This window comes from Subtercola sp. Z020 (genome assembly GCF_002931235.1).
Lineage (GTDB): Bacteria > Actinomycetota > Actinomycetes > Actinomycetales > Microbacteriaceae > Subtercola.
Map to the genome: position 1 here is coordinate 1 of NZ_PSTT01000032.1, position 6,287 is coordinate 6,287.

The following is a 6,287-nucleotide window of genomic DNA, read 5'->3' on the forward strand; positions in this document are numbered from 1 at the left end:
CCATCACCGCCACCACGCCCCCCGCCCCGACCATGGAAAGCGCCCCATGACCCGCCACTTCCTCCGCGACGACGACCTGACCCCGGCCGAGCAGTCCGAGATCCTCGACCTGGCCGCCGAGCTGAAGCGCGACCGCTTCGCCGTGAAGCCGCTCGCGGGCCCGCAGACCGTCGCTGTGATCTTCGACAAGTCGTCGACCCGCACCCGCGTCTCGTTCGCGGTCGGCATCGCCGACCTCGGCGGCAGCCCCCTCATCATCAGCACCGCCAACAGCCAGCTGAGCGGCAAGGAGACGGCGTCAGACACCGCCCGGGTTCTCGAACGCCAGGTCGCCGCCATCGTCTGGCGCACCTACGCCCAGAGCGGGCTCGAAGAGATGGCCGAAGGCACCACCGTGCCCGTCGTCAATGCCCTGAGCGACGACTTCCATCCCTGCCAGCTGCTCGCCGACCTGCTCACCATCCGGGAGCACCGCGGCGAACTCGCGGGACTCACCGTCACGTTCCTCGGCGACGGCGCCAGCAACATGGGGCAGTCCTACCTCCTGGCCTGCGCGACCGCGGGCATGCACGTGCGGGTCGCGGCCCCCGCCGACTACGCCCCGCACGAGCAGGTGGTCAGGGATGCGCAGGCCATCGCCCGCCGCACCGGCGGCTCGGCGACCGTGCTGACCGACCCCGTCGAGGCGGTGAGCGGTGCCGACATCGTCGTCACCGACACCTGGGTGTCGATGGGCAAAGAAGACGAGAAGGCGGCCCGCGTCAAGACCTTCGGCGGCTACCAGGTCGACGAAGCGCTGATGGCTGAGGCGAAAGACGACGCGCTCTTCCTGCACTGCCTGCCGGCCGATCGTGGCTACGAAGTGAGCGCTGAGGTCATCGACGGCCCGCAGAGCGTCGTCTGGGATGAGGCGGAGAACCGCCTGCACGCCCAGAAGGCCCTGCTCGTCTGGCTCCTCCGCCAGCAGTAGCCGCGGCATCGGTGCCCGTCGGGGCACCTCTACACTGGATTTCAGAACACCAAAGGGAGTGAAAGTGGCGGAACGCGTTGTACTCGCATACTCAGGGGGTCTCGACACCTCTGTGGGCATCGGCTGGCTGAAAGACGCCACCGGCAAAGACGTGGTCGCCCTGGCGATCGACGTCGGCCAGGAGGGCGAAGACATGGAGGTCATCCGCCAGCGCGCTCTCGACTGCGGCGCGGTGGAGGCTGTCGTCATCGACGCCCGCGAGGAGTTCGCGAACGACTACCTGATGCCCGCCCTGAAGGCCAACGCTCTCTACCAGAAGCGCTACCCCCTGGTCAGTGCTCTCAGCCGCCCGCTCATCGCCAAGCACCTCGCATCGACCGCGATCGCCCTCGGCGCCGACAGCGTGGCCCACGGATGCACGGGCAAGGGCAACGACCAGGTTCGATTCGAGGCGGCCGTCGCCGCACTCGCGCCCGACCTCATCTCCCTCGCCCCCGTGCGCGACTTCGCTCTCACCCGCGACAAGGCGATCATCTACGCAGCGGAGCACAACCTGCCCATCGCGCAGTCGAAGAAGAGCCCGTACTCCATCGACCAGAACGTCTGGGGCCGCGCCGTCGAGACCGGGTTCCTCGAAGACCCGTGGAACGCCCCCATCGAAGACCTCTACACCTACTCTGACGACCCGGCGATCGACCGCCCGGCCACCGAGGTCACCATCACGTTCACCGAGGGCATTCCGACGGCCATCGACGGTTCGCCCGTCACGCCGCTCGAGGCCGTGGTGAAGCTGAACCGTCTCGCCGGCGCCCAGGGCATCGGCCGCATCGACATCGTCGAAGACCGCCTCGTCGGCATCAAGAGCCGCGAGGTCTACGAGTCGCCTGCCGGCCTCACCCTGATCGCCGCCCACGAGGAGCTCGAGAACCTGACCATCGAGCGCGACCTCGCCCGCTACAAGCGCGGTGTCGAGTCGAAGTGGTCGGAGCTTGTCTACGACGGCCTCTGGTTCTCGGGCCTCAAGCGCTCGCTCGATGTCTTCATCGACGACACGCAGCGCTACGTCTCCGGCGAGGTGCGCCTCACGCTCCACGCCGGCAAGGCCACCGTCACCGGACGCAAGAGCGAGCAGAGCCTCTACGACTTCGATCTGGCCACCTACGACACCGGCGACACGTTCGACCAGTCGCAGGCCAAGGGCTTCATCGAGATCTGGTCGCTCCCCTCGAAGATCTCGGCCCGCCGCGACCACGCCGCAGGCGGATCGATCGAGGCGTAACCGGTGGTCGAGAATCGGGCAGGTGAAGCGGGCGCCCTCTGGGGTGGCCGTTTCGCCAGCGGGCCTTCGGCCGAACTGCTGGCTCTCAGCAAGTCGACCCAGTTCGACTGGCAGTTGTGGCCGTACGACATTGCGGGCTCGCGTGCGCACGCCGAGGCTCTCGCCGCCGCCGGCTACCTCACCGGCGACGAGCTCGCCGCGATGGGTGTCGGCTTCGACCGGCTGCGCGATGCCATCGAGGCCGGCGAGTTCGCGGCCGAAGACTCCGACGAAGACGTGCACTCCGCTCTCGAACGAGGCCTCATCGTCTACGCCGGCGCCGAGCTCGGCGGCAAGCTGAGGGCCGGCCGCAGCCGCAATGACCAGATCGCCACGCTCGTGAGGCTCTACCTGCTCGACCACGGTCGCGCGATCGGGCGGCTGGTCATCCAGCTCATCGACGCGATCGCCTCCCAGGCGAGCGCGCACCCCGATGCCCCGATGCCCGGGCGCACCCACCTCCAGCACGCGCAACCGGTTCTGCTCTCGCACCACCTGCTCGCGCACGCCTGGCCGTTGGTGCGCGACCTCGAACGCCTGCGCGACTGGTCGGTGCGGGCATCCGAGTCCCCCTACGGTGCGGGCGCCCTCGCCGGCAGCTCGCTCGGGCTCGACCCCGCTCTCGTCGCCCGTCAGCTCGGGCTCGCCGGCGGCCCCATGCCGAACTCCATCGATGCGACCGCCAGCCGCGATGTCGTCGCCGAGTTCGCCTTCGTCACCAGCCTGATCGGCATCAACCTGTCGCGCTTCGCCGAGGAGATCATCGTCTGGGCCACGCGCGAGTTCGGTTTCGTCAAGCTGCACGACAGCTACTCGACCGGTTCGTCGATCATGCCGCAGAAGAAGAATCCCGACATCGCCGAGCTCGCGCGCGGCAAGTCCGGCCGCCTGATCGGCAACCTGGCCGGTCTCCTCGCCACACTCAAGGGCCTGCCGCTCGCCTACAACCGCGACCTGCAGGAAGACAAAGAGCCGGTCTTCGACACCGTCGAACAGCTCGAAGTGCTGCTGCCCGCCTTCACCGGCATGGTCGCCTCACTCACCTTCGACACCGACCGCCTCGCCGAGCTCGCGCCGCAGGGCTTCTCGCTGGCAACGGATGTCGCCGAGTGGCTCGTCAAGCAGGGCGTCGCCTTCCGGGATGCGCACGAGATCTCGGGCGACCTGGTGCGGTTCTGCGAAGAGCGCGGCCTCGAGCTGCACGAGCCGACAGACGAGCAACTGCAGAGCGTCTCGCCGTTGCTGGCTCCGGATGTTCGAACCGTCGTGACCGTCGCGGGCTCCATCGCGAGCCGAACCGGCGCCGGTGGCACGGCCGGCGTGCGCGTCGCCGAACAGCTCAGCCAGCTCACCGAACGGGTACGCACCCTGCGCGATGCCCTCACGGGTGAGACGTCTGAGGCCGAAGCCACCCTGGCCGAACCGCTCATCTACCACCCCCAGGGAACACCGTGACGCTCAGCAGTGACGACAGCGCCAAGGCCCGGGCCCGCCGGGCCGGGAAGCCCGACCAGGACATTCGAAACCACCCCGACTACAAGACGCCGTGGTGGCGCAAGCCGCTGAAGCCGTATGTGTTCTGGATCGTCATCGCCGCAGCCGCCGTCGTGGTGGTCGCCGCCATTCTCGTGACGCTCTCGCTGGGCGTCTCGCTGTTCTGAGCATGGCGTCACCGGGCGCGCCGCTCACCGCTGCCGATCGCGACCTGTTCCTCCGCCTCTCACTCGACGTCGCCCCACTGCTGCTCGGCGCCATCCTCACCCGCACCTCCGCAGAGGGGCGCGTCTCGCTCCGCATCACCGAGGTGGAGGCCTACCTCGGCGTGGGGGAGGATCCCGGGTCGCACTCGTTCCGTGGCAAGACGAAGTCCAACTCCGTGATGTTCGGGGAGCCGTTGCACCTGTACACGTACTTCACCTACGGCATGCACACCTGCGCCAACGTCGTCTGCTCGCCCGAGGGCACTGCAAGCGGAGTGCTGCTCCGCGCCGGCGAGATCGTCGAGGGCATCGACCTCGCGCGACACCGCCGCGGAGCATCCGTGCGCGACCGTGATCTGGCGCGGGGGCCGGCCCGCCTCGTCGTGGCCCTCGGCATCCCGCTCGCCGACGGGGGAGCCGACCTCACGGCGTCACCCTACGAGCTGCGGATGCCCGGGCATCCATCACCCGTCGTCACCAGCCCGCGCACTGGGCTCGGGGGCCCGGGCGGCACCCACGCGTACCCCTGGCGCTTCGCCATCCCCGGCGACCCGACCGTCTCGCCGTACAAGCGGCACCCGAAACTGCCGCCCTTCGAAGCCGACTGAGCGCCGCTGGTACTCTGGAGGGCGTGTCTTCACCCGTGCCGGCGGCGCTTGCCGCCCAAAGAAATGACCCGTCGTTCGACTCCGTGTGGGAGGAGTTGAAGTGGCGCGGCCTCGTGCACGTCTCGACCGATGAGACGGAGCTCCGAGACCTGCTCGCCGGCGACCCGATCACGTTCTACTGCGGGTTCGACCCGACGGCCGCGAGCCTGCACCTCGGCAATCTCGTGCAGCTGCTGACCATGCGCCGGCTGCAGCTCGCCGGTCACCGGCCGCTCGCTCTCGTCGGCGGGTCGACCGGACTCATCGGAGACCCGCGGCCGACGGCCGAGCGCACCCTGACCGCGCGCGACACCGTCGCCGAGTGGGTGGGCTACCTGCAGGCGCAGATCTCCCGGTTCCTCAGTTTCGAGGGGGAGAGCTCGGCGCGGCTGGTGAACAACCTCGACTGGACGGCGCCGCTCAGCGCCATCGACTTCCTCCGTGACATCGGCAAGTACTTCCGGGTCGGCACGATGCTGAAGAAAGACGCGGTGAGTGCGCGGCTGAACTCCGATGCGGGTATCAGCTACACCGAGTTCAGCTACCAGATTCTGCAGGGCCTCGACTACCTCGAACTGTTCCGCACCTACGGGTGCGTACTGCAGACCGGGGGGAGCGACCAGTGGGGCAACCTGACCAGCGGAACCGATCTCATCCGCCGCGCGGAGCAGACCTCCGTGCACGCGATAGGCACTCCGCTCATCACGAATTCCGACGGCACCAAGTTCGGCAAGAGCGAGGGCAATGCGGTGTGGCTGGATGATCGGCTCACCTCGCCGTACGCGTTCTACCAGTTCTGGCTGAACACCGACGACGCCGACGTCATCGAGCGCCTCAAGATCTTCACCTTTTTGACCCGCGCCGAACTCGACGTACTGCAGGCGGCGGTGGAGGCAGAACCGTTCCGGAGGGAGGCGCAGCGCACTCTCGCCTACGAGGTGACCTCACTCGTGCACGGGCAGGCCGCGACCGACGCAGCGATCGCGGCTTCGGCGGCGCTCTTCGGGCAGGGTGACCTCGCCGACCTGAGCGAGTCCACCCTCCGCCAGGCACTCGGTGAACTTCCGACGGTCACGCTGGCTGCCGACGTTCCGGTGCTGCAGGCGCTGGTCGACAGTGGCCTCTGCGCTTCGGTGGGGGAGGCCCGTCGTGCTGTTGCGCAGGGCGGTGTCTCTGCCAACAATTCGAAACTCACCGACGGAGCAGTCAGCGTCGGTTCGCTTGCGCTCGCGGGCGGGATCGTCGTTCTACGCCGCGGCAAGAAGACGCTGGCGGGCGTGCTGATCGGCTAGATCCGCATGATTCCGGGGCGACACGCCCGGGCTGCGCGGTTCATTTGCCAGAGAGGAAACATGCCCGTAATGTTTTCTCTTGTCACCCCAAAGGTTCGGAAAGCGGAAGAGCTTACCGGCCTCAAGCGGGGCCATCCACAGCAGTGAAAACCTCGGGTTCCTCGGAATCTTGAGAGTTTGGGCTCTGCTGGTGAGATGTAGATATATAGTAGTGAAGTTGCCTGTTCGGGCCTCCGTCTTCGAGATGGAATAGCCTGTGCAGAGCGTCCGATCTTTGAGAACTCAACAGCGTGCACATTGTCAAATGCCAATTTCCCGTGGCCAGTTTTGCTGGTTCGGGTTCCTTTGGGAAATGAAATT

Annotated in this window: 6 protein-coding genes; all 6 read left to right on the forward strand. The window is 67.6% G+C overall.

Going from position 1 to position 6,287, the window contains the following annotated elements; translation table 11 throughout:
- Positions 1 to 46 precede the first annotated feature (46 nt).
- Complete coding sequence (gene argF / locus C5B96_RS04240) at positions 47 to 970, forward strand: ornithine carbamoyltransferase (protein WP_104243281.1); 924 nt, start codon at positions 47 to 49, stop codon at positions 968 to 970.
- Between the two features lie 64 nt (positions 971 to 1,034).
- Complete coding sequence (locus tag C5B96_RS04245; RefSeq protein ID WP_104243291.1) at positions 1,035 to 2,249, forward strand: argininosuccinate synthase; 1,215 nt, start codon at positions 1,035 to 1,037, stop codon at positions 2,247 to 2,249.
- A 3-nt stretch (positions 2,250 to 2,252) separates the two neighbouring features.
- Positions 2,253 to 3,743 carry an argininosuccinate lyase gene (argH, locus tag C5B96_RS04250; protein ID WP_104243283.1) on the forward strand — a complete coding sequence of 497 codons (1,491 nt, stop codon included), beginning with the start codon at positions 2,253 to 2,255 and terminating at the stop codon, positions 3,741 to 3,743.
- The gene (locus tag C5B96_RS04255; protein WP_104243285.1) at positions 3,740 to 3,949 is read left to right on the forward strand and encodes a hypothetical protein; all 210 of its coding nucleotides are present in this window, start codon (positions 3,740 to 3,742) and stop codon (positions 3,947 to 3,949) included. The genes argH and C5B96_RS04255 overlap by 4 nt, the downstream gene beginning before the upstream one ends.
- Before the next feature lie 2 nt (positions 3,950 to 3,951).
- Complete coding sequence (locus tag C5B96_RS04260) at positions 3,952 to 4,596, forward strand: DNA-3-methyladenine glycosylase (RefSeq protein WP_104243287.1); 645 nt, start codon at positions 3,952 to 3,954, stop codon at positions 4,594 to 4,596.
- Between the two features lie 23 nt (positions 4,597 to 4,619).
- On the forward strand, positions 4,620 to 5,927 hold the full coding sequence (tyrS, locus tag C5B96_RS04265; RefSeq protein WP_104243289.1) for a tyrosine--tRNA ligase: 1,308 nt from the start codon (positions 4,620 to 4,622) through the stop codon (positions 5,925 to 5,927).
- Positions 5,928 to 6,287 lie beyond the last annotated feature (360 nt).